General features: G+C 58.5%; 22 protein-coding genes. 13 read left to right on the forward strand and 9 right to left on the reverse strand.

Features of this window, described 5'->3' with window-relative positions:
- Positions 1-166: 166 nt before the first annotated feature.
- From ACTG4B_RS01270 to trmD, 6 genes are read left to right on the forward strand one after another with little or no spacing between them, the layout of a single operon-like run.
- A complete protein-coding gene (locus ACTG4B_RS01270) occupies positions 167-694 on the forward strand; it encodes a GNAT family N-acetyltransferase (RefSeq protein ID WP_439153860.1) in 528 nt (175 codons plus the stop codon).
- The gene (locus ACTG4B_RS01275; RefSeq protein ID WP_439153861.1) at positions 687-983 is read left to right on the forward strand and encodes a chorismate mutase; all 297 of its coding nucleotides are present in this window, start codon (positions 687-689) and stop codon (positions 981-983) included. Before ACTG4B_RS01270 ends, ACTG4B_RS01275 begins: the two co-directional genes overlap by 8 nt.
- A gap of 48 nt (positions 984-1,031) precedes the next feature.
- Entirely contained in the window at positions 1,032-1,421 is a 390-nt protein-coding gene (gene rpsP / locus ACTG4B_RS01280) for a 30S ribosomal protein S16 (RefSeq protein ID WP_439153862.1), read from the forward strand.
- Between the two features lie 59 nt (positions 1,422-1,480).
- Positions 1,481-1,630: a hypothetical protein gene (locus ACTG4B_RS01285; protein ID WP_439153863.1), complete on the forward strand. Its 150-nt coding sequence runs from the start codon at positions 1,481-1,483 to the stop codon at positions 1,628-1,630.
- Positions 1,623-2,141, forward strand: coding sequence for a ribosome maturation factor RimM (gene rimM / locus ACTG4B_RS01290; RefSeq protein ID WP_439154081.1), 519 nt, complete (start codon positions 1,623-1,625; stop codon positions 2,139-2,141). Before ACTG4B_RS01285 ends, rimM begins: the two co-directional genes overlap by 8 nt.
- Positions 2,138-2,941, forward strand: coding sequence for a tRNA (guanosine(37)-N1)-methyltransferase TrmD (trmD, locus tag ACTG4B_RS01295; protein ID WP_439153864.1), 804 nt, complete (start codon positions 2,138-2,140; stop codon positions 2,939-2,941). The genes rimM and trmD overlap by 4 nt, the downstream gene beginning before the upstream one ends.
- A gap of 31 nt (positions 2,942-2,972) precedes the next feature.
- Here trmD and ACTG4B_RS01300 read toward each other — a convergent pair whose 3' ends face one another.
- Together ACTG4B_RS01300 and ACTG4B_RS01305 are read right to left on the reverse strand one after the other, a co-directional pair.
- Positions 2,973-3,599, reverse strand: a complete 627-nt coding sequence (locus ACTG4B_RS01300; RefSeq protein ID WP_439153865.1) for a hypothetical protein — start codon at positions 3,597-3,599, stop codon at positions 2,973-2,975.
- Positions 3,599-4,378 (reverse strand): hypothetical protein, encoded by a 780-nt coding sequence (locus ACTG4B_RS01305; RefSeq protein WP_439153866.1) that lies wholly within the window; start codon positions 4,376-4,378, stop codon positions 3,599-3,601. Before ACTG4B_RS01305 ends, ACTG4B_RS01300 begins: the two co-directional genes overlap by 1 nt.
- Positions 4,379-4,892: 514 nt before the next feature.
- On the opposite strand from ACTG4B_RS01305, the gene rplS reads away from it, so the two are divergent.
- The 4 genes from rplS (at position 4,893) to ACTG4B_RS01325 (ending at position 8,224) form a co-directional block, all read left to right on the forward strand.
- On the forward strand, positions 4,893-5,276 hold the full coding sequence (gene rplS / locus ACTG4B_RS01310; protein WP_439153867.1) for a 50S ribosomal protein L19: 384 nt from the start codon (positions 4,893-4,895) through the stop codon (positions 5,274-5,276).
- An 11-nt stretch (positions 5,277-5,287) separates the two neighbouring features.
- The gene (gene rpmE, locus ACTG4B_RS01315; protein ID WP_439153868.1) at positions 5,288-5,509 is read left to right on the forward strand and encodes a 50S ribosomal protein L31; all 222 of its coding nucleotides are present in this window, start codon (positions 5,288-5,290) and stop codon (positions 5,507-5,509) included.
- Between the two features lie 133 nt (positions 5,510-5,642).
- Positions 5,643-7,448 (forward strand): methyl-accepting chemotaxis protein, encoded by a 1,806-nt coding sequence (locus tag ACTG4B_RS01320; protein ID WP_439153869.1) that lies wholly within the window; start codon positions 5,643-5,645, stop codon positions 7,446-7,448.
- Between the two features lie 440 nt (positions 7,449-7,888).
- Positions 7,889-8,224 (forward strand): cupin domain-containing protein, encoded by a 336-nt coding sequence (locus ACTG4B_RS01325; protein ID WP_439153870.1) that lies wholly within the window; start codon positions 7,889-7,891, stop codon positions 8,222-8,224.
- Between the two features lie 30 nt (positions 8,225-8,254).
- Here ACTG4B_RS01325 and ACTG4B_RS01330 read toward each other — a convergent pair whose 3' ends face one another.
- A complete protein-coding gene (locus ACTG4B_RS01330; protein WP_439153871.1) occupies positions 8,255-9,556 on the reverse strand; it encodes a DEAD/DEAH box helicase in 1,302 nt (433 codons plus the stop codon).
- A 367-nt stretch (positions 9,557-9,923) separates the two neighbouring features.
- Here ACTG4B_RS01330 and ACTG4B_RS01335 point away from each other — a divergent pair, with 367 nt between their 5' ends.
- Entirely contained in the window at positions 9,924-10,733 is an 810-nt protein-coding gene (locus ACTG4B_RS01335; protein ID WP_439153872.1) for a division plane positioning ATPase MipZ, read from the forward strand.
- Positions 10,734-10,789: 56 nt separating this feature from the next.
- Positions 10,790-12,415 carry an FMN-binding glutamate synthase family protein gene (locus ACTG4B_RS01340; RefSeq protein ID WP_439153873.1) on the forward strand — a complete coding sequence of 542 codons (1,626 nt, stop codon included), beginning with the start codon at positions 10,790-10,792 and terminating at the stop codon, positions 12,413-12,415.
- On the opposite strand, the gene ACTG4B_RS01345 is transcribed toward ACTG4B_RS01340, so the two are convergent.
- The 6 genes from ACTG4B_RS01345 to leuC form a co-directional block, all read right to left on the reverse strand.
- On the reverse strand, positions 12,412-13,371 hold the full coding sequence (locus tag ACTG4B_RS01345; RefSeq protein ID WP_439153874.1) for a DMT family transporter: 960 nt from the start codon (positions 13,369-13,371) through the stop codon (positions 12,412-12,414). The two genes, ACTG4B_RS01340 and ACTG4B_RS01345, sit on opposite strands and share 4 nt — an antisense overlap.
- A 93-nt stretch (positions 13,372-13,464) precedes the next feature.
- The gene (gene leuB / locus ACTG4B_RS01350; protein ID WP_439153875.1) at positions 13,465-14,571 is read right to left on the reverse strand and encodes a 3-isopropylmalate dehydrogenase; all 1,107 of its coding nucleotides are present in this window, start codon (positions 14,569-14,571) and stop codon (positions 13,465-13,467) included.
- A 74-nt stretch (positions 14,572-14,645) separates the two neighbouring features.
- Positions 14,646-15,629, reverse strand: coding sequence for an endonuclease/exonuclease/phosphatase family protein (locus tag ACTG4B_RS01355; protein WP_439153876.1), 984 nt, complete (start codon positions 15,627-15,629; stop codon positions 14,646-14,648).
- Between the two features lie 107 nt (positions 15,630-15,736).
- Positions 15,737-16,540, reverse strand: coding sequence for a hypothetical protein (locus ACTG4B_RS01360; RefSeq protein ID WP_439153877.1), 804 nt, complete (start codon positions 16,538-16,540; stop codon positions 15,737-15,739).
- A 362-nt stretch (positions 16,541-16,902) separates the two neighbouring features.
- Entirely contained in the window at positions 16,903-17,508 is a 606-nt protein-coding gene (gene leuD, locus ACTG4B_RS01365) for a 3-isopropylmalate dehydratase small subunit (RefSeq protein WP_439153878.1), read from the reverse strand.
- Positions 17,508-18,914 (reverse strand): 3-isopropylmalate dehydratase large subunit, encoded by a 1,407-nt coding sequence (leuC, locus tag ACTG4B_RS01370; protein ID WP_439153879.1) that lies wholly within the window; start codon positions 18,912-18,914, stop codon positions 17,508-17,510. The genes leuD and leuC overlap by 1 nt, the downstream gene beginning before the upstream one ends.
- 299 nt (positions 18,915-19,213) lie before the next feature.
- On the opposite strand from leuC, the gene ACTG4B_RS01375 reads away from it, so the two are divergent.
- Positions 19,214-20,563: a mechanosensitive ion channel family protein gene (locus tag ACTG4B_RS01375; protein WP_439154082.1), complete on the forward strand. Its 1,350-nt coding sequence runs from the start codon at positions 19,214-19,216 to the stop codon at positions 20,561-20,563.
- Positions 20,564-20,589 lie beyond the last annotated feature (26 nt).

Here is a 20,589-nt window from a genome sequence, read left to right on the forward strand (position 1 = left end):
AAGATGCCCGGCGGCCTGCCCGGACTGGGCGGCGGCATGCAACTGCCCCCCGGCCTGTCAGGTTTCGGGAAAAAGAAATGACCGTATCATCTTGCCAGAAATACTCCCGCCGGAGGCAACAAATTTCGCGAAATTTGTTCACCACCGCCAGAATGGGAGGTGCCACATGACCTCTGCACCCACCCTTGCCACAGAGCGTCTGCACCTGCGCCGACCTGCCCCGGGCGACTGGCCTGTGTTCCGTGATTTCATGATGTCGGATCGATCTGCCGCCTTTGGCAGCCACCTCGACGTGGGTAAAAGCTGGCGCGCCTTTGCCGCTGAATTGGGCCATTGGGATATTTTTGGCTATGGCATGTGGGCCGTGACACGGCAGGGCGACGACAACGCATTGGGGCTTGTCGGCCCCTGGACGCCGCCGGACTGGCCTGAGACCGAAATCGGCTGGATGATTCTGGCCGAAGGGGTCGAAGGCACCGGCATCGCGACCGAGGCCGCGCAAGCCGCCCTGACCCACGCATTTGACGTGCTGGGCTGGAACACCGCTGTCAGCTATATCGGGCCCGGCAATACGCGGTCAATCCGGCTCGCGATCAAACTGGGTGCCGTGCTGGATGAGGCAGCCAAAGCCCCCGGCGCCGATACATTAGTTTACCGCCATCCCCGCACCACCAAAGGAGCGCGCCATGTGTGATCAGGTTACCCGCGCGGCAGAGCTCCTCAAGGATCACCGCGACAGCATCGACAGGCTTGACGCGATCCTTGTCTACACGCTGGGAGAACGGTTCAAACACACGCAGGCCGTGGGCCGGCTCAAGGCCGAACACAACCTGCCACCGTCCGATCCGGCGCGCGAAGCGGCCCAGATCGCGCGGCTTACCGATCTTGCAAAGCGGGCCGATCTCGACCCGGAATTTGCCAAGAAATTCCTGAATTTTGTCATCCAGGAAGTCATCCAACACCATCAACAACACCAATCGTAGGGTGGAATTCAATCCACCCGCCCCTGCCATCTTAAAGGAGAATACCAAATGGCTATGAAAATCCGGCTCGCCCGTGGCGGCTCCAAGAAACGTCCTCATTACGCGATTGTCGCCGCTGACAGCCGCATGCCCCGCGACGGGCGCTTCATCGAAAAGCTGGGCACTTATGCGCCCATGCTGCCAAAAGACAGCGAAGACCGCGTGAAAATGGACATGGAACGTGTGCAGCATTGGCTGGGCCAGGGCGCGCAACCCACTGACCGTGTGGCCCGGATGCTGGAAGCTGCAGGCGTGATGCCCAAAAAGGATCGCGCGAACCTGAAGAAAGGCACCCCCGGCAAGGCCGCGACGGCCCGCGCCGAAGAAAAGGCCGCCAAGGATGCCGCAGCAGCAGAAGCTGCGAACGCCCCGGCTGAAGAAGCGACTGCCGAAGAATAAGACCGTTTGCTTTGCCCGGTGTCAGACCGGGCAAAGCTGCCCACTTGTCAGGAAATTGCATGTTCCGCCTGCTGCGCATGTTCATCCTTGTGATGTTTGCCTTTGTGGCGGGCATGTTGTTTGAACGTGGAAGGTCCGAGGATATTTGCCGTAGCGGGGGCGGACTATGGATTTCGAATATTTGCGTCGGAGTAGATCTTGATGAATGACCGCGTGATCGTTGGCGCTATCGGTGGCTCGTTTGGGGTCCAGGGCGAAGTGCGCCTGAAATCATTCTGCGCCGACCCGGCGGCCATCGCCGATTACACCCCGCTATATACCGAGGATGGGCATGCCTTTGCGCAGGTTGTTCTGACCGGCCAGATGAAAAACGGCTTTACCGCGCGCCTTGATGGTGTCGTCACCAAAGAGGACGCGGACGCGCTGCGCAATGTCAGCCTTTATGCGGATCGGGCCGTCATGCCATCCCTTCCCGATGATGAATATTATTACGCCGACCTGATCGGGCTGACCGTGCTGGACACGGGCGGCACGCCGCTGGGCACCGTCAGGAACGTCATGGATCACGGCGCCGGTGCACTGCTGGAAATCAGTGCGCCGGGGCAGTCCGAGACTGTCCTGCTGCCGTTTACCAAGGTTGCGGTGCCAACGGTCGATCTGGCTCGGGGGCGGATTATCGCAGACCCGCCTGCGGGGCTTTTCCCCGATACAAACGCATGACCGGCACGCCAAAATCCCATGGCCGCCTTAGCGCCCGCCCGACGTTGCAGCCCCGCGAACTGATCACCGACGCCCCCGATCTGGCTGGATCGTGGACCGCACAGATCATCACTCTGCTTCCACAGGCATTTCCCGGCGTGCTAGGTGAAAGCCTGACAGGGCGGGCGTTGCAGGACGGGCTGTGGCAGTTGCAAACCTACGATCTGCGCACGCATGGGATCGGCAGGCACCGCAATGTCGATGATACACCCGCAGGCGGCGGTGCCGGCATGGTGCTGCGCCCGGATGTGGTGGCGTCCGCCATCACCGAGGCCCGCGCCGGCGCACGCGGGGTCATGCCGCTGGTCTATCTGTCGCCGCGCGGCCGCCGGTTTGATCAGGCCATGGCGCGGACATGGGCACGCGGCGATGGCGTGACGCTGTTGTGTGGCCGGTTCGAAGGGGTGGATGAACGGGTGCTCAAGCATTTCGGCATTCAAGAGGTGTCATTGGGAGATTTCGTCCTGACGGGGGGAGAAATTGCCGCGCAAGCCATGATCGACGCGACCGTCCGCCTGCTGCCCGGCGTGCTGGGCAACGCCGAAAGTGCGGTCGAGGAAAGCCACGCCAGCGGCCTGCTGGAACACCCGCAGTATACCAAACCCGCCGAATGGCAGGGGCACGCCATCCCCGATGTGCTGATGTCGGGCAATCATGCGAAAATCGCACAATGGCGGCGCGAGATGTCGGAACAAATCACTCAAGAAAGGCGACCCGATTTATGGGCCGCCTTCCTTGCCAGTCAGACATCTGAAAAGTAACGCGTCCCGATGATGGGGGCGCGTCATTTTATCAGGGAAGCGCGCCACATTCAGGCGACGTCGGGTCAATAATGCAAATATCCGGCCCACCGCCGCACTCTGGTGACATCGGGTCAATAATGCAAATATCCGGCCCACCGCCGCACTCTGGTGACATCGGGTTGAGGTCACACAGAGTCGGTCCACCACATTCAATTGCCATCGGGTTCGCGAGGCACGGGTCAACCGGAACAACCGGATCGATCGGGTCAACCGGATTGACAAGGTCGCTTGGCGTGGTGGTGCCATCCGTCTGATCTGTAATGACCTCTTCGACAGCATCCGCAGTGGCGTCATCGGCTGTGACGGGCGCAGGTGCTGCCGGTGTGTCGGTCGCAAATGTAAGATCAGACGGCTTCCACTCCTTGTCTGCTGTATTGTAGGCCTCATATTCTTCTTTGAATTTATCGACCTGTGCCTGGTAAACAGCCTCTGGTCCCGGGGGCGTGGTGTATGCAACCTCAAAGACTTTTTCGCCGCTGCTGCCATCCGTCGTGATCGCGATCACACCTTTGCCATCGCCGGTTGCACGTGCCTGGCCTTCGATCGTGAATGTCTGGCAACCTGCCAAGGACAGGGCGGCGACAGCAATCGCCGCCAGTTTGAGAAAACGCATCATCATAGTGCTCCTGGAATTTTGAATCGCGTCACAAAACGCAAACCGAAATCATCACCGTCCTGCGACAGCCCGTAGGTTGTATCGACACCAATGGTGACCTGCTTGTTCACCCGGTATGCAGCGCCCAAACGCAGGGTTTGCTGTTCGGTGTCACCATCGAGATTGACCGATTGGTTCGACCAGCGCGCGCTGACGCCACCCTGCAATGTCCAATCCTGGTCCAGACGATGGCTGATGTTCGTCGAGAATGTCAGACTTTCGGTATCCTCGGACGGAACGCCGACATATGTCAGCGCAAAGCCGGAAAATGTGTTCGGGCCCAGCGGCAGCGGTTGACTGACGCCGACAGCAAAGCCAGAGACTGCGGTGTCGGACGTTATGCCGCTCGATGTGATATCGGACTCTAGCTGGTTTCCGAATGCGATCAACGCGAGCGATGTTTTATTGGAGCCCACCCTTGCGATCAGACCGATACGGCCACTCAGTGCGCGCGTGTCTGTCTGTCCTGCGACAGACAAAGACGTCGATGACGCCTTGGTAAATGAAAGGCCAAAGGTCGTGCTGATGCGTTCATCGACAGGATTGAAGAACCCGAGTGAAAGGCTTTTGCTGTCAGATGTCCGGCCGTCAACGCCTTCTTTGGCTGTTCCGCCGACTGCCACCGTGACCGTGCGGTCGCTTTCAGGGTTATTGAGCAGACGCAAGGCGTCTTGCGCACACACGCCAGAAGCGCCTGCCAACAGCAACGCTGTTGCAAAGCTGAGTAATTTCGTTGTCATTTGAAGAGAGAAACCTTTCGCAAGAGCTGCATTTGTAAATCACGCCGAACAGTCGCACCCAAACGTAGGTCAAAGGTCAGATTGCCTGGCAGGCGATAATGCCTTATGGTTATTAATTCCAGGTTAAACTTTGTCGCAACCGCGGTAAAATTATGACGTTAAATCAATACGTTTTGGCCTTTTCTCAATTGCTGAAATTCGCAGACGCACATCGCACTCACCTGTCCCCGCATCGGCTGTCTCGGTAAGGCACCGACGATCCGAAAATGCCTTGATTGTAACGGCCAATGCACCTATACGACGCCGGTCTGCACCCGTTTCAAAGGGTGCGGATTCGTTTGGTAATGCCATCTGCTGCAACTTCTTCGGTGCAATGCAGGCAAACCCGAACCTAAAAACGAATGACGACCTGACCTCTGGCGGGCTTATCTTTGATAGGGACCCGGACGAAGACCAAGAGCTCTCTGGTGGCGAAACAATATTGCGGAAAACCGCAAGCATAAAGGAGCATCAGATGGACCTGATTGCACAAATCGAAGCGGAGCAGATCGCTGCGCTGGGGAAGACGATCCCCGATTTCAAGGCGGGTGACACCATTCGCGTGGGCTACAAAGTGACCGAAGGCACCCGCACGCGTGTGCAGAACTACGAAGGCGTCTGCATCGCCCGCAAGAACGGCAAAGGCATCGCCGGGTCGTTCACAGTGCGCAAGATTTCCTTTGGTGAAGGCGTGGAACGTGTGTTCCCGCTGTATTCCACTAATATCGACAGCATCGAGGTCGTGCGTCGCGGCAAGGTCCGCCGCGCCAAGCTGTATTACCTGCGTGCGCGTCGCGGCAAATCCGCCCGTATTGCAGAAGTTTCCAACTACAAGGCGCCCAAGGGCGCCGAAGCGTAAGGACTGCGGCCATGAAAAAAGACATTCACCCCGATTACCACATCATCGACGTCAAAATGACCGATGGCACCGTGGTGCAGATGAAATCCACATGGGGCAAGGAAGGCGATCAGATGTCGCTTGATATCGACCCATCCGTGCACCCTGCATGGACGGGCGGTTCGTCGCGTCTGATGGACGCAGGCGGTCGTGTATCCAAGTTCAAGAACAAATACGCCGGTCTTGGTTTCTGATCAGACTTTTCACCGACAGCATCAAAGGCCACATGTCGATACATGTGGCCTTTTTTGTTTTTTTCGGGGGTAATTAAGAAAGTATTCTTGCTTTGGCCGTATTCCCGGTGGGACCGACAAACCGGAGCAACGAATGCAACGCCTCTCAAACGTTTCCATGCGACTACGCCTTGCCGCAGCGATGATCCTCATGTTGATCACGGTCTGCGCCCTGCTGGCCCTGATTTCCGTGCAGCTGACAAAGCAGACCATGCTGAACGACGCGCAAATCCGGCAGGATATCTCGCTGCGTGTCATCGCCTCTGTTTTTCAGGATGCATTTGACGGGCTTGATGTGGCCTATGGACCAGATGACCAGATCAGGCGCGCAACATGGGCGGAAATTCCGACATTCGAACGCCACGACCTTGTTGATCAGGTCGGCCAGATATCCGGTGAAACGGCCACGTTGTTCGTGTGGGACCCTGCACAGGGCGATTACAGGCGCATGACGACAAACATCATCAAACCTGATGGTCAACGGGCGGTCGGGACCTATCTGGGTCGCGACAACCCGGTCTATGCTGCGGTCAAGCGTGGTGAAACCTATCGGGGTGAGGCTGTGATCCTTGGCAAGCCTTATCTGACCATTTACCAGCCAATCCATGGTGCGGGCAGTGACGTGACCGGGATTCTCTATGTCGGGGTGGAACGCACCGTCATCGATGCGGCAATTCGCAACCAGCAAGTGACAATGATGTTGGCATCCCTTGCTGTGGTCGGGCTTGGCGCGATGATCGTTCTGCTGTTGTCTGCCCGGTTGATGCGGCCAATCTCTGATGTATCGGCAGCGATTGCCCGCATTGCCGGCGGCGATCTGGCGACCACCGTTCCCCACGAAGGAAAAAGCGATGAAATCGGTGAAATTGCCTCTCGCGTGACAATGTTCAAAGCAGATCTGCAACGCAACCACGACCTGGAACATCAAAGCCGTCAGGCGCAGGCAGAACAAAGCAGGGTTATGGGAATACTGCGTGACGGGCTTGCCCGACTGGCGCAGCGGGATCTGACATATCGGATACCGTCTTTACCGGGTGATCCTTTCCCCCCAGCCTACGACGCGCTGCGTGAGGACTTTAACGCCGTCGTCGAAAGCCTGGCCGATACGATGGCCGAGATTGACAACATCGCAGCAGAGGTGACGTCAGCCGCCACCGGTATTGCATCGATGTCCGATTCACTCGCGCGGCGGGTGGAAACCCAGGCCGCAACTTTGGCTGAATCGTCGTCAACCCTGCATCACCTGAGCGAAACCGGCAAGATTATCGCTGGCAAGGCTGCCAACGCCGACGACATGGCACAGACCAGCCTGACGCTGTCCACGCAAAGCCGCAAGGTGCTTGATGATGCAACCCATGCCATCCAGCAGATCGAAGAATCATCTGGCCAGATCAACCAGATCATCGCCGTGATCGAAGATATCGCATTCCAGACCAACCTTCTTGCCTTGAACGCGGGTGTCGAAGCTGCGCGCGCCGGCGAGGCAGGAAAGGGATTTGCCGTTGTCGCATCGGAAGTCAGGGGTCTCTCCATGCGCGCTACTGACTCGGCCCGTGAAATCAAAACCTTGATCACGGCAAGCCGATCAAAAATCAGCGAAGGCACCGTTCTGGTCCAGAATACAGGTGTCTCATTGGGGCAGGTGCTCGCGCAGGTCGAACAAATGGGCACGTTGATTCAAGATATCGCCACATCGGTGAAAGAGCAGGCAGCGGGCCAGTCAGAAGTGAGCGCCGGAGTGCAACAGCTTGATCACATGACACAGGAAAACGCAGCACTCGGGGAAGAGGCACACGCCGCGAGCGACACTCTCAAGTCAGAAGCGATCCGGCTGACCGAAACGCTCCAACAATTTCGAACACCAGATCAGCAAGCCCATAACAGAATACGCGTCGCATGAAACGGATCAAGGCTCGCATCCTGCCCCTTTTCTGCCATTCTCGGGTGGCGGATGATGAAGGCAGGCCACGGCGGTCCGTGATCTCAAGTTTCAACCACTTGCACCCTGATCGACGATGCCTTCAGAAAACCAAACGGGGCGGCAGTTTCGATAATCTGACCAGCGCTGACAGACCATTTGCGATGCAAAATGGCCCAGCTGACGCCAACCGCCCCTGAATGATCAATGCTGACACCAACTGACCCGCATTCGCCACGGCCAACATATGCCCACCAAAAGCAAATGTATTGGATTTCAACGCTTACGCAGCAGACTTGTCATTTAAATGAAAGCGTTCCACAAACACACGGGGCAAACAGGGTTCCGTGCAAGATCACGCGGTCAATATTCAACCGGCGGCATTCTGCACGGACCCCAAGGGCCAAATGTAAGGACAGATCATGCAGATTCCCGATTTCATCAAAGCATTCCCTTCTCTGGACCTGCCTTTCGCAGAGGATACCGTTACAAGTTCAGCAATCGCATCCGACCGTGGTTTGGTTGTAATATTTGAATTTCACAAGGACTTCAGCCTGCCACCGCACGCTCATAAGGATCAATGGGGCACCGTTCTGGATGGCGCGTTGGTGCTTACGGTCAGTGGTGAGACTGCAACCTACCGTCCCGGCGACAGCTATTTCATTCCCGCCGGCGCGGAACATGGAGCGTCTGCGAAAGCGGGGACCAAGGTGATCGATATCTTTGCAGAACCTGACCGCTATCCCCTGAAAAATTGAAGGCGGGCCAATGGCCCGCCGTCTTATCTGTTAAGCCGCATTGCTGCGGCTGGATTTGCCGCCGCCGCTACGCCTGCGGTTGCCACCAGCCCGCGCCTTGCCAGGATTGCCGCCACCGGGCTTGGCGCCAGCACGTTGCCCGCCACCCCCACGACGACCACCACCGCCGCCACCGTTGGGTCGCTTTTTCTGGCCTGGCTGAATTTCCCAAGGCCGTCCGGATGCAACGGGGATGCTTTCCTTCATGGCCTTCTCGATGTCCTGCAGCTCGATCATCTCATCCGGGGCCACCAACGCGATTGCGGCCCCATCGGCACCGGCACGGGCGGTGCGGCCAATCCGGTGGACATAGTTTTCAGCCACATTGGGCAGATCATAGTTATAGACATGGCGCACGCCGGGAATGTCGATGCCTCGGGCCGCAACATCTGTCGCCACCAGCACCCGGACCTTACCGGACTTGAAGGCCTCGATCGCGCGCTCGCGCTGACCTTGGGATTTGTTGCCGTGGATTGATGCCGCAGCAAACCCTTTGTTTTCAAGCGTTTTATACAGTTTTTCGCAGCCATGCTTGGTGCGGCCAAAAACCAGCGCCAGTTCGTCACGGTGCTTGTCCAGCAATTCCACCAGCAAATCGGTCTTGGCCGCCTGGGCCACAAAGTGTACCGACTGGTCAATTTTCTTGACTGCCTGGCCTGGAGGGTTGACCTGCACCCGCACCGCATCGGTCAGATAGGTATCGGCCAGTTCCGACATCAGTTTCGGCATCGTGGCCGAAAACATCATCGTCTGCCGATCCTTGGCCAGCAGTGGCGCAATCCGGCGTAACGCGTGGATGAAGCCCATATCCAGCATCTGGTCGGCCTCGTCCAGCACCAGATAAATCGTTTCATCAAGGCGCACCGCGCGGCGGTCCAGCAGGTCGATCAACCGGCCCGGCGTGGCAACCAAAAGGTCAACACCACCGGCCAGCCGTTTGGTCTGGGCCGTGATACCAGCCCCACCGACGACCAGCGCGACCTTCAGGTGGCTGCCCTCGGTATAGGCGGTCAGGTTGTCCGCGATTTGCTTGGCCAGTTCACGCGTCGGCGCAAGGATCAGGCCGCGCACAGTCTTGGCGTTCGGTTTTACCCCGGCTTTCATCAGCGCATTGATCATCGGCAGACCAAAGGCCGCGGTTTTGCCGGTGCCCGTCTGCGCAAGGCCCATCACGTCGCGGCCATTCATGGCATGCGGGATCGCCTGAGTCTGGATCGGCGTGGGATCGGTGATCCCCTGTTCTTTCAAAATTGCGATAAGGCGGGGCGCAAGGCCCAACATGTCAAAATCCATCTGGATTGCTCTTTCTGTCTAACGGGCATCAGGCCCGTGCATATGGTTCGGCGCACCCACATCGTGCGGGTGAACCCGTGCAAGGTTGCGCCATATGCTGACAGCCAAGACCACATTGTCCGGGCGCCGATCTGGCGCGGGACCCCTGCGTGATCTGGGAACCTGGAAAATCAAACGATGCCTTGCGATGAACAATCTTGTCCCGCTCTGCTCACGCGGCAGCTTGCATCGGTTGTGTGGCAGATGATGCGTTTCGTCGGATATGTCAAGGGCGCACAGAAATTACACCGCATCGTGCCCTATCGCTTTCACTTGGTCTCTTCCCACCATATACTGCGGCAAACCACTAAGTGTTGGGGGCTGTCGCGTGGCGCATATCATCGTTGTTGGCAATGAAAAGGGCGGCGCGGGTAAATCAACCGTTTCGATGCATGTAGCGACGGCATTGGCCCGCATGGGGCACAGCGTTGCCACGCTTGACCTTGATTTGCGGCAGAAAACACTGGGCCGTTATCTGACAAACAGGCTAGGTTTTCTTGAGAAACAAGGGCTTGACCTGCCAACGCCAGCCTATCACGAACTGCCCGAAATTGCGCAGGACAGTCTGCAACCGGGCGAGAACGCCTTTGATCACCGGCTGTCCATGGCTGTGGCGCAGATGGAGGCAGACAGCGATTTCATCCTGATAGACTGCCCCGGGTCGCACACACGGCTGAGCCAAGTGGCACATAGCCTCGCCGACACATTGATTACCCCGCTGAACGACAGTTTCATCGACTTTGACCTGCTGGCCCATGTCGACAGCGACGGCGAGGAAATTACCGGCCCTTCCGTTTATTCGGAATTGGTCTGGAACGCGCGGCAGCTGCGCGCGCAGGCCGGGTTGAAACCGATCGACTGGGTTGTGGTGCGCAATCGTGTCGGTGCGCAGGCCATGGTCAACAAGGAAAAGATGGAACGCGCCATAGGCAAACTGGCCAAGCGGATCGGGTTTCGCACGGCCCCCGGTTTCAACGAACGGGTCATTTTCCGCGAGCTGTTTCCCCGTGGTCTGACCCTGCTGGACCTGCGCGATATTGGCGTGAAGGGGATGAATATTTCCAACGTCGCCGCCCGCCAGGAACTGCGCGACCTGATCCGCGCGCTGGACCTGCCGGGTGTCACCCCGGATTTCTAGGGTTTCACTGTGCACATTGCCTGCCTAACATCTGGCACGGACACGAAAGGGGCAGTATGCAAAAATTCAAAGAACTGGAGCGGTATAGCGCGCTTTTCTTCGTCGCTGCGGTGACCGGCGCGAGCCTGTTTTTATCCTTGTGGTCTGCGTGGATGTTGTTGCCCTTTGCAATCTTTGCGGCGCTTACGGCCATTGGCATCCATGATCTGCGGCAGGAAGGCCATTCTATCCTGCGCAACTATCCCGTGATCGGGCACATGCGGTTCCTGTTCGAAGGAATCCGCCCCGAAATCCGGCAATACCTGATCGAAAGCGACCAGGACGAACAGCCCTTCAGCCGCGAACAGCGCTCGCTTGTTTATCAGCGCGCCAAGGGAGCCGAGGACAAGCGCCCCTTTGGCACGCAGGAAAAAGTCTATGAGGCCGGATACAGCTGGCTGACCCATTCGGTTGCGCCCGTGCATTTCGATAATACCGATTTCCGGGTGCGGATAGGCGGCCCGGACTGCAAGAAACCTTATGACGCCTCGCTCTACAATATTTCGGCGATGAGCTTTGGTGCGCTGTCGGCAAACGCGATACTGGCGCTGAACACGGGCGCGAAAATGGGCGGTTTTGCCCATGACACCGGCGAAGGCGGGATCAGCCGGTATCACCGGCAGGCTGGCGGCGACCTGATCTACGAAGTCGGGTCGGGCTATTTTGGCTGCCGGGGTGACGACGGGGCGTTCAACGGTGAAAAATTCAGTGCGCAGGCCGCTGATGATCAAGTCAAGATGATCGAACTGAAACTCAGCCAGGGGGCCAAGCCGGGCCATGGCGGGATGTTGCCCGCATCCAAGATCACGCCCGAAATCTCCGAAGCGCGCGGCGTGCCCATGGGGCAGGATTGTGTGTCACCCGCGGCCCACAGCGCATTTGCTACGCCGATCGAGATGATGGAATTCATCGGTCAGTTGCGCCACCTGTCCGGGGGAAAACCTGTCGGGTTCAAGCTGTGTATCGGGCACAGGCGGGAATTTATGTGTATCGTCAAGGCGATGCTGGAAACCGGCGTGATCCCTGATTTCATCGTTGTGGACGGCACCGAAGGCGGCACCGGTGCCGCACCGCTGGAATTTGCCAACCACGTCGGCATGCCCATGGTCGAGGGGCTGACATTCGTTCACAACACCCTGCGCGGGGCCGGCATTCGCGACCAGGTCAAGATCGGCGCGGCAGGCAAGCTGGTCAGCGCCTTTGATATCGCGCGGGCCATGTCGCTGGGCGCGGATTGGTGTAATTCCGCGCGCGGCTATATGTTTGCCATCGGTTGTATTCAGGCGCAGGCCTGCCACACCAACCACTGCCCCGTCGGGGTTGCCACGCAAGACCCCCTGCGCCAGCGCGCACTGGATGTCGGCGACAAAAGCCAACGGGTGGCGCGGTTTCATGCCAACACTCTCAAGGCTTTGGGGGAAATGGCCGGGGCTGCGGGGTTAAGTGACCCCAACGGTTTCCGGACTTATCATTTCATGACACGCAAAGCCGACGGTCGCATGACAGAGGCCGCTGATGTCTACCCGGATCTGCCCAACGGCTTTCTTCTCGATAGCCAGACAGGCCATGACCATGACGGCTACAAGGTGCGTTGGGCACGCGCCGACGCCCGCAGTTTTGCCCCGCCTGACACGCGGGCCTAGCGCGGCGGTTCCTTGCCCCGCAGCCGCATCAGCAGGCTAACGCGCGGGGTGGTGCCGGTTTCAGACCGCGACCTTGTGCGCAGCACCGGCGTTGTCGCCGACGCCCCTGCCCGGCTTTCGCGCAGGACGATGTAAAGACCGCTTGCAATGATGATCGACGCGCCAAGCGCTGTGGCGCCGTCGATGGTTTCACCAAAAAACAACAGCCCGAAACCTGTAGCCCAGATGATCTGGCTGTATTGCATCGGCGCGATGATTGCCGCCTCGCCTGCCTGATAGGCGGTAATGATCAACCTGTTGGCGATCCACCCAAAGGCCGCAATGATCCCCACCATCCCCAGATGTTCGATGGGCATCGGAATATAGAAAAACGGCAAGGCGCAGGCCATCAGCACAAAGTTCGCCACCATAGGATACAACAGGATCACAACAGGCCGTTCCTTGGACCCGATCTTGCGCACAATGATGGAGGCCAGCGCCCCGCAGATCGCGGCGGCAAGGGCCGCCAGATGCCCCAGCGACAAATCCGTCTGGCCCGGCCGCAGCACAACCAGAACACCGACCAGCCCCACGGTCACCGCCATCCAGCGGCGCAGTCGGACGGTTTCACCCAGAATGGGAATCGCCAGCACCGTGATCAGCAAGGGTGCGGCGAATAAAATGGCATAGACCTGCGCCAGCGGCAGCACCGAAAAGGCGTAAAATGCGCAGACACCGGTGATCACGGTCGCCACCGTGCGCAGCCCCATCCACCACGGATGCACAGGCAAGAGCGTGCCCGGCTTGGCATCGCGCATCAGCATGACGGTCGCCAGCGGAAAGCTGAACAGCACACTGAAAAACAATATCTGAAACGGCGCATAGATGCCGCCCAATATCTTGACCACGACGTCATGGGTAGCAAAGACGGCAAAAGCGATCAGAGCAAAAATTGCGCCTTTTGCGTTGGGCGACATGGCAAATTCCTTTCGGGCAGCGCAGCACCAGCACACGACGCCAAGGGCGGGCAAGTCAAGAAGAACCCGCCCAAGCCACGAGATGGGCGCGCGTCAGACCGATGCGTCAAGTGCCGCCAGAATGGCATCACCCATCTCGGTGGTGCTTAGCGGGGTGCCACCCTCTGGCCCCATCAAGTCAGCGGTGCGCGCACCGTCGGCCAGCACTTTTTCGATGGCAGATTCCAGTCTGTCGGCCTCGGCCCCTTGGTCAAAGGAATAGCGCAGCGCCATGGCGAACGACAGGATGCAGGCAATCGGGTTCGCCTTGCCCTGGCCCGCGATATCGGGGGCGGACCCGTGAACCGGTTCATACATCGCCTTGGGGTGGCCATTGGCCATCGGCAGACCCAGTGACGCAGATGGCAGCATACCAAGCGAGCCGGTCAGCATTGCCGCACAATCCGACAGGATGTCACCGAACAGGTTGTCCGTCAGGATGACGTCAAATTGTTTTGGCGCGCGCACCAGCTGCATCGCACCGTTGTCGGCATACATGTGGGACAGCGCGATATCGGGGTAATCCGCGTCGTGCACTTCGGTCACGACGTCGCGCCACAAGATGCCCGATTCCATCACATTGGCCTTTTCCATCGAACAGACCTTGCCCGACCGCTTGCGCGCCAGATCAAATGCGGCCCGCGCCGCCCGTTCGATTTCTGCCTCGGTGTAACGCTGGGTGTTGATACCCACGCGCATGTTGTCTTCCATGTGGATGCCGCGTGGTTCACCGAAATAAACACCCGACGTCAGTTCCCGCACGATCATGATGTCCAGACCGGCGACGACATCCTTTTTCAGTGACGAAAAGTCGGCCAGCGCGTCAAAACACTGCGCCGGACGCAGGTTGGCGAACAGATCCATTTCCTTGCGCAGGCGCAGCAGGCCGCGTTCCGGTTTCACGCTGAAATCAAGGTTGTCGTATTTGGGGCCACCCACGGCGCCCAACAGCACCGCGTCCACCTCTTGGGCGCGGGCCATGGTTTCATCGGTCAGAGGGACACCATGCGCGTCATATGCGGCGCCACCCACCAGATCCTCGGACACGTCGAAACCAAGGTCGCGCTTGTCGCCGAACCATGTGATGATCCGCTTTACCTCGTCCATGACTTCAGGGCCGATACCGTCACCGGCGAGGATCAAAAGGGAAGGGTTGGACATAGGGGTTTCCTTGGTTGCAATTCCTTTCATCGGCCTAGACCGTCATGCCCGAATGTTCAAGATAAGAGCTACCGTCATCGCGCAATATCCACCCAGACAAGGTGGTGCGGCCCGGCGACAAGTGGATCGTCACCTTGTTGCGTATCCGGCCACATAACGCCCGCATCCTGCACCTGCCAATCCCACGCGGGCAAAACATAGCTGACGCGCAGCGTGCCGATCCCGCGGTCGCGCCAGTCGGCGGTTGGCTGTCCGGGCAACGGGTCTTGCAGATCAGGGCGCGCCAGAAAGGCCGCCATTGCTGCGCGAAGGCCATCGCCGCCCAACGGATCAAGGTTGGCGTTGCCGGCCACGACAAAGCCGTCAGGAATGGGGCCCAAATCACCGTTCAGCACGACATCCCACAGGCGCAGCTCGTCACGGTTGCGCAATCCGTTTCGATCCTCGGGGCCATCGAAAACCGGCGGCGTCGCGGAAAACGCCAGCACAGTCAGTGGCCCATCAGGCAAGTCTATCGGCACGATCCAATGGCCAGACGATGAAAGGCGCTGGACCGCCAACACCTCATCCGTCAAGAAGGGCGCGCCATCTGCGACAGGCAGGGTCGCTCCGGGCAGTTCCCGCCACAACATACCGGACAGATCGCGCGTGTCGCCAATCGCGAAACGCGATAACACCGCCATCCCGCCGTCACCGGCAAAGCGCCCGTACCCTTGGGCATCGCGCGGTTCGCCCTTCCGGCCATTGCGATCCATGTCCAGCCCGGTGAACATACCGGTATTGGGACGCGCAGCAAAATAATGGGGATAGAGCCCGTCAAACAGGGCAGAAAATGCGGCAAGCGCCAGCCCGTCCTGATCATAATCGAAATCCGTCAGAACAAGCACATCGGGGCGCACCGCCTTGATGTTCGCCACGACAGCGCCAATCTGCGGATCATCGGCCTTGATCAGGTCACGCAGCAACAAACCCGGTCCATCCCGGCTTAGCGGAGCGGCGAATGTGGCGATGCGCAGGGTTTCCGCAACCGCAAGCACCGGCAAACAAGCAAGAATCAAGCAGGCTATCGCGTTTCGGAAAAACCCTGCGGCGCGAATGTGCCGCGCTTTGTCGCGCGCGCATGCAATATACGATACCTGGTCATGCAAGTATCGTCCGCATACCATCATCCACCATTCGAAGCCGCATTCGCATAGGCCTTTTTGCGTTGCAGGTCGATCATCTGCGCGACCCTGCTGAGCGCCACACCCCGCATCAAGATACTTGCCGGCAGAAATGCCCATGCTGTCACCGTCCAGATCAACGTTTGCGGATCATCCAGCTGAATAGGGTTCCCCAGAAGCGACATCAGCTTGATCACCACCGGTATAAGGAATGGCAGCAAAAACCCTAAAATGATGTTAACCCGTCCATCGCGGTTCAGTCGCCTGACGACATCCCCGCCAGCGGTCGGGTCGAACGTCGGCAGGTTGATCCAGACGTTGAACGACCCGCCGCGACGGGGCCAGTGCTGCAACCGCAACAACGTCACGAACCAGATGATCGAAATCAGCGAGATCAGATAGCTGAGCCCGGCAGCATCGCGCAATCTGCCCACCACGGCCGGGCTGGCAGTGTCGGGCATCATATCCACCATCAGGCGCGCCGGCGAAAAGGGAAAGTCGATGACCTGCCCGACATACTGACCGCTGTTTTGAAAAGCGCGGGTTAATTGAGACGGTTCCGCATACCCACGAAAGATGATGGACAGGCACAGAACCGTCGCAAAAAGCGCCGAAAACCGTACTCGATTGAATGGTGGCGCATCGCGAAATTCGACCAGGCTGGGGCTGGTCGCGCTATATTCGACAATCGTGAAAAGTGCCGCAAAGATGGTAATCAATGCGATGATCTGGGTGCTGTCATCAGACCCACCCGACAAGAACGCAGACGGCAATATGATCAACACCACGACAAGCATCGCGCGCATTACCGCTCCTGGCAGTCGAAAGATCACTCTGTATTCACCCTCGCTCGGGACTGCCGTGAATTATCCGGCCTGTCCTTTCTTGTCGGCAATCACCCTGCCGGGGGTCACCGCCTCTTATGGGATAACTGTGCCCAATGCGTCTTGATCATTCAACTATCCTATATAATGCACGGGACTGTTGAGTGATTTAGGGTGAAACTGATGCGATAATGCAACCGAAGGCCGCAATTCGGGCATTTCAAAAGATGCGGATGCCCCGCCCGGGAATCAGGGTGCGCACCGCCGGCATCATACCGCCGGGGCATACCATGAAAAAACCCCACCCGCAGCTTGCAGGTGGGGTTCTTGCGTGCGTAAAAACGTCAGACCCAAGGGCGCTCTGCGCCTGCCTTGGCTTCAAAGCTGTCGATCGACGCAACTTTCTCCAATGAAAGCCCGATATCGTCCAGACCGTTCATCAGGCAATGTTTTTTGAACGCGTCCACATTGAATGTGAACACATCGCCATCCGATGATGTGATTGTCTGCGCCTCAAGGTCCACCTCGATCCGGGCGTTTGACCCTTTTTCAGCGTCTTTCATCAGGACATCGACCTGTTCTTGCGGCAGCGCGATGGGCAGAATGCCGTTCTTGAAGCAGTTATTGTAAAAGATATCCGCATAAGATGGCGCAATGACGCAGGAAATACCGAAATCCTTGATCGCCCAGGGTGCGTGTTCACGCGACGATCCACAGCCAAAGTTTTCGCCCGCGACAAGGATCTGCGCATCGCGATATTGCGGCTTGTTCAGCACGAAATCGGGAATTTCGTTGCGGTCATCATCATAACGCATTTCGTCGAACAGGTTCACCCCAAGGCCCGACCGTTTGATCGTTTTCAGGAATTGTTTGGGAATGATCATATCGGTGTCGATGTTGACCAATGGTATCGGTGCCGCGATGCCGCTGAGTTTGGTGAACTTTTCCATTACATCATTTCCCTTACATCGGTCAGTTTGCCGGTGATTGCCGCGGCCGCAGCCATGGCAGGCGACATCAGGTGGGTCCGCCCACCGCGGCCTTGCCGGCCTTCAAAGTTGCGGTTTGACGTCGCAGCACAGCGTTCGCCCGGTGCAAGCTGGTCAGGGTTCATCGCCAGACACATGGAACAGCCCGCAAGGCGCCATTCGAAACCGGCGTCGATGAAAATCTGCGCCAACCCTTCTTCTTCGGCCTGCGCGCGGACCAGACCGGACCCCGGCACGACCATCGCGCGCAGTCCGTCTTTCTTCTTTTTGCCTTTCAGGATTGCGGCGGCGGCGCGTAAATCCTCGATCCGGCCGTTGGTGCAGGAACCGATGAACACCGTGTCGATTTCAATCTCGGACAATGGTGTTCCCGGTGTCAGCGCCATGTAATCAAGCGACCGTTGCGCAGCACCGACCTTGCCACCTTTAAAACTATCGGCAGAGGGCACGGTTGCCGTGATCGGCAACACGTCCTCGGGCGATGTGCCCCAAGTGACGACGGGTGCGATGTCTTCGCCTTTCAGGGTCACGACCTTGTCGAAATGGGCGTCGTCATCGGTGTAAAGCGTTTTCCACCACGCCAGTGCCGTCTCCCATTGTGCGCCTTTTGGCGCATGGGGGCGGCCCTTGACGTATTCAAACGTCTTTTCATCCGGCGCGATGATACCAGCGCGCGCGCCGCCTTCGATCGCCATGTTACAGACGGTCATCCGCCCTTCCATGGACAGATCGCGGATCGCCTCGCCGCAATATTCGATGACATAGCCGGTGCCGCCTGCGGTGCCGGTGGCCCCGATAACCGACAGCGTGATATCCTTGGCGGTCACACCGGGGGCCAGTTTGCCGGTGATTTCCACCTTCATGTTCTTGGATTTTTGCTGGATCAGCGTTTGGGTGGCCAGCACATGTTCCACCTCGGACGTGCCGATGCCATGGGCCAGCGCACCGAATGCGCCATGCGTCGCGGTATGGCTGTCACCGCAAACCACCGTCATACCCGGCAGGGTCCAGCCCTGTTCAGGGCCGACGATATGCACGATACCCTGACGGACATCGGATACCGGATAGTAGTGAATACCAAATTCCTTGGCGTTCGTATCCAGTGCCGCCACCTGAATGGCGCTGTCTTCGGTCATGTTCTTGGGGTCGTCGCGCCCGGGGGTCGTGGGCACGTTGTGATCGGGCACGGCAATCGTCTTGTCGGGTGCGCGCACGGTGCGACCCGCCATGCGCAGCCCTTCAAAGGCTTGCGGGCTGGTCACTTCGTGAACCAGGTGGCGGTCGATATACAGCAGGCAGGTGCCGTCGTCGGCTTCGTGGGCGACGTGGGCATCCCAGATTTTATCATAGAGCGTTTTGGGGGACATGGTCCTCTCCCGTAATCAATGTCAGAAGTTGGCAGGCGTGCGGAAACTGGGGGCTGTCAGCCCCGTGCAAGGATCGTGCAGATCGCGCCAAAAAACCGCCAAGGCAGGCGGGCGCGGTCATCCATGTCAAAAACCTGTTTCATAGGGCGTCAGATACACCCTGCCTTCGCGTCTCGCAAGGGGCAGCGATCAATGACGCGCCCTTGCTCGCAGCACAACCGGCGTGCAACACTTTGCCTTGCACCCATGCAACAGGGACATTGATGGCCAATCACACAAACACGCCCCCAGGCGATGCAATGCCGCAGGACCCGCCTGATCAGCAACTGGAACAGGTCATCAACATCGGAACTGACCTGTTCATCCAGGGGCAGGCCGTTCTTGAAACCCTTTTTCGCACGTGGAACCTGTATCAGATCGGGATCACCGTTGGGTTGCTTGCCCTTTCACATGTGTTGCGCGCAATCTTTGGCCCGCGCATCAGGGCATGGATGGGGTCGCGCGAAAACTGGCCCAAATGGCGGATGCGCATTCTTGTCGTCATCCACCAAAGACTGCGCGCGATCTTTTTTGTCGGGCTAATCTGGATCGTCACCTATATTATGCGCGAGGTAACATGGCCCAGCCGCAGTTATCTGCTCGGCATCATCGGTACACTGTCCTTTGCCTGGCTCAGCATTGTTTTCATCACCCGCCTGATCAAGAGTCCCGCCTTGCGCAAACTGGTGCGATATGGGGCATGGACTTATGTGACGCTGCGGATTCTGGGGGTGCTGGATCCGGCGGAACAGCTGCTTGACAGCATTGGCTTTACCATGGGCGAAATCCGGTTTTCGCTGCTGCTGCTGGTCCAGTCGCTTGTTGTTCTGGGGGTGCTGATCACGCTGGCGCGGTTCTTTACGACCACCACGGCCAGCCGCATCCGGTCCAATCAGGATATCAGCCCATCCATGCAGGTGCTGATCATCAAGGGCGTGCAGATCGCGCTTTACGGGGCCGCGTTCTTTATCGGTGTGCGGGCGCTGGGGATCGACCTGACAGGGCTTGCGGTGTTGTCCGGGGCCATCGGCGTGGGCCTCGGGTTCGGTCTGCAAAAGGTGGTGTCGAACCTTGTGTCCGGCGTGATCATCCTGCTGGATAAATCCATCAAACCGGGCGACGTTATATCGCTTGGCGATACCTTTGGCTGGATCAATTCACTGGGCGCGCGCTATGTGTCCGTGGTCACCCGCGACGGCAAGGAATACCTGATCCCGAACGAGGACCTGATCACCGGCCAGGTCGTGAACTGGTCTCATTCCAACGAATTTGTGCGGCTCGATATCTATTTCGGCACTGCCTATAGCGACAACCCGCACGAAGTGCGCAAGATCGCGATCGCTGCCGCCCAAGGTGTTGACCGCGTGCTGACATCGCGCCCCACTGTCTGCCATATCGTCGGCTTCGGTGATAGTTCCGTTGACTACATTTTGCGGTTCTGGATCAGCGACCCGACCGGCGGGCTGACCAATATCCGCGGTAACGTGTATCTGGCGCTTTGGGATGCGTTCGCCGAAAACGGCATTTCGATTCCCTTTCCGCAACGCGAGGTCAAGATGCTGTCCGGGTCCAAGGTCGATGTTCATCTGCCGGGTGATGATCAGGGCTAGCATCGCGCGTGGCCGATCAAGACCGC

Origin of the sequence: Yoonia sp. (assembly GCF_965660735.1) — a bacterium.
Classification (GTDB): Bacteria; Pseudomonadota; Alphaproteobacteria; order Rhodobacterales; family Rhodobacteraceae; genus Yoonia.

Coding starts and splice junctions, on each gene's coding strand:
- ACTG4B_RS01270 (WP_439153860.1), top strand. CDS start 167: ATGACCTCTGCACCCACCCTTGCCACAGAGCGTCTGCACCTGCGCCGA.
- ACTG4B_RS01275 (WP_439153861.1), top strand. CDS start 687: ATGTGTGATCAGGTTACCCGCGCGGCAGAGCTCCTCAAGGATCACCGC.
- rpsP (WP_439153862.1), top strand. CDS start 1,032: ATGGCTATGAAAATCCGGCTCGCCCGTGGCGGCTCCAAGAAACGTCCT.
- ACTG4B_RS01285 (WP_439153863.1), top strand. CDS start 1,481: ATGTTCCGCCTGCTGCGCATGTTCATCCTTGTGATGTTTGCCTTTGTG.
- rimM (WP_439154081.1), top strand. CDS start 1,623: ATGAATGACCGCGTGATCGTTGGCGCTATCGGTGGCTCGTTTGGGGTC.
- trmD (WP_439153864.1), top strand. CDS start 2,138: ATGACCGGCACGCCAAAATCCCATGGCCGCCTTAGCGCCCGCCCGACG.
- ACTG4B_RS01300 (WP_439153865.1), bottom strand. CDS start 3,599: ATGATGCGTTTTCTCAAACTGGCGGCGATTGCTGTCGCCGCCCTGTCC.
- ACTG4B_RS01305 (WP_439153866.1), bottom strand. CDS start 4,378: ATGACAACGAAATTACTCAGCTTTGCAACAGCGTTGCTGTTGGCAGGC.
- rplS (WP_439153867.1), top strand. CDS start 4,893: ATGGACCTGATTGCACAAATCGAAGCGGAGCAGATCGCTGCGCTGGGG.
- rpmE (WP_439153868.1), top strand. CDS start 5,288: ATGAAAAAAGACATTCACCCCGATTACCACATCATCGACGTCAAAATG.
- ACTG4B_RS01320 (WP_439153869.1), top strand. CDS start 5,643: ATGCAACGCCTCTCAAACGTTTCCATGCGACTACGCCTTGCCGCAGCG.
- ACTG4B_RS01325 (WP_439153870.1), top strand. CDS start 7,889: ATGCAGATTCCCGATTTCATCAAAGCATTCCCTTCTCTGGACCTGCCT.
- ACTG4B_RS01330 (WP_439153871.1), bottom strand. CDS start 9,556: ATGGATTTTGACATGTTGGGCCTTGCGCCCCGCCTTATCGCAATTTTG.
- ACTG4B_RS01340 (WP_439153873.1), top strand. CDS start 10,790: ATGCAAAAATTCAAAGAACTGGAGCGGTATAGCGCGCTTTTCTTCGTC.
- ACTG4B_RS01345 (WP_439153874.1), bottom strand. CDS start 13,371: ATGTCGCCCAACGCAAAAGGCGCAATTTTTGCTCTGATCGCTTTTGCC.
- leuB (WP_439153875.1), bottom strand. CDS start 14,571: ATGTCCAACCCTTCCCTTTTGATCCTCGCCGGTGACGGTATCGGCCCT.
- ACTG4B_RS01360 (WP_439153877.1), bottom strand. CDS start 16,540: ATGCGCGCGATGCTTGTCGTGGTGTTGATCATATTGCCGTCTGCGTTC.
- leuD (WP_439153878.1), bottom strand. CDS start 17,508: ATGGAAAAGTTCACCAAACTCAGCGGCATCGCGGCACCGATACCATTG.
- leuC (WP_439153879.1), bottom strand. CDS start 18,914: ATGTCCCCCAAAACGCTCTATGATAAAATCTGGGATGCCCACGTCGCC.
- ACTG4B_RS01375 (WP_439154082.1), top strand. CDS start 19,214: ATGCCGCAGGACCCGCCTGATCAGCAACTGGAACAGGTCATCAACATC.